1 protein-coding gene and 1 pseudogene are annotated in these 1,027 nt (G+C 65.7%); both read left to right on the forward strand.

From position 1 onward, the window contains the following. Positions 1–111 precede the first annotated feature (111 nt). Positions 112–489 (forward strand): annotated as a pseudogene (locus ROTAS13_RS24955) (IS30 family transposase); the annotation flags it as partial. A 171-nt stretch (positions 490–660) separates the two neighbouring features. Beyond that, the gene (locus ROTAS13_RS24960) at positions 661–885 is read left to right on the forward strand and encodes a hypothetical protein (protein ID WP_075823702.1); all 225 of its coding nucleotides are present in this window, start codon (positions 661–663) and stop codon (positions 883–885) included. The last annotated feature ends 142 nt before the right edge of the window (positions 886–1,027 follow it).

A 1,027-nucleotide genomic window follows, 5' to 3' on the forward strand; every position in this document is an offset into this window, starting at 1 on the left:
GCCTTACGGTGGAGCTGTGCGTAGATGTGATCAAGAGACAGGCTGCACCTGCCGCCCATGGAAGGCCACGGGACGGTGCCGCGCGAGCGGGGCGGACCGGCGCTCGCCGGGCATGGCGCCGCAGCTGTACGCGATGCGATCGCCCGCACGATCACCACGCTGCCGGAGCAACTCCGGCGTTCGCTCACATGGGATCAGGGAGCGGAGATGGCGCAGCACGTCCAGTTGCGGATCGCCACCAGCCTGCAGGTCTACTTCTGCGATCTGCATAGCCCATGGCAGCGCGGCACGAACGAGAACACCAATGGGCTGCTGCGGCAGTACTTCCCGAAGGGGACGGACCTGAGCGCGCACAGCACCGATGAGTTCGCAGCGGTGGCTGCGACACTCAACGGCAGGCCGAGAAAGACCCTTGGATGGCGAACACCCGCAGAAGCGCTCGACGCCGTCCTGACATCGGTTCAGGCTGGCGTTGCGACGACCGGTTGAGGACAGGCCTGATGGTGCTCGCGCAGTACGAACCCGTGAGTCAAAGCGGACGGTCATGCCGCACGATCACGACCGTAAGGCGCGCACTTGTGACCCGAGACCACTTATGACGGAAGGTTCCCTGACTCTTCTATGTTCATGAATCGTTCCTGTTTGCTCTAAGCTGACCGCATGAGCGACGCCCTCTCCCCGACCAAGCCCAGCGGCCTCGCCCGGTCATTGCGTTACGCCCTGCAGCGCGACGAGCGCGGCCGGCCCCTGGCGATCGAGCACCGGGACAATCCCGACTTCATGGCCGCCTGGCTGATCCGGCACCTGGAGCGCAGCGGCTACCTGGTCCTCAAGCGGCCCGTCTCCCTGTTCCCCGGCAAAGGCCAGGATGGTCCGGGCTTCTGAACCGCCCCGGGTTCGGCGGAGGCTGTTGTGGTTGGGTCACGCGGCCAAAGCTGGTGCCTTGCCTGCGGCATAGTAGCGCGCCTCGGCCTCGGCGGGAGGGATGTTCCCGATCGGCTCGAGGAGGCGCTTGTTGTTGAACCAG

The organism is Roseomonas sp. TAS13, assembly GCF_001950415.1.
In the GTDB taxonomy this organism is placed as follows: domain Bacteria; phylum Pseudomonadota; class Alphaproteobacteria; order Acetobacterales; family Acetobacteraceae; genus Roseomonas; species Roseomonas mucosa.

Bases quoted from the DNA above. Each gene is read 5' to 3' on its own strand.
- ROTAS13_RS24960 (WP_075823702.1), top strand. From the start codon at position 661: ATGAGCGACGCCCTCTCCCCGACCAAGCCCAGCGGCCTCGCCCGGTCA.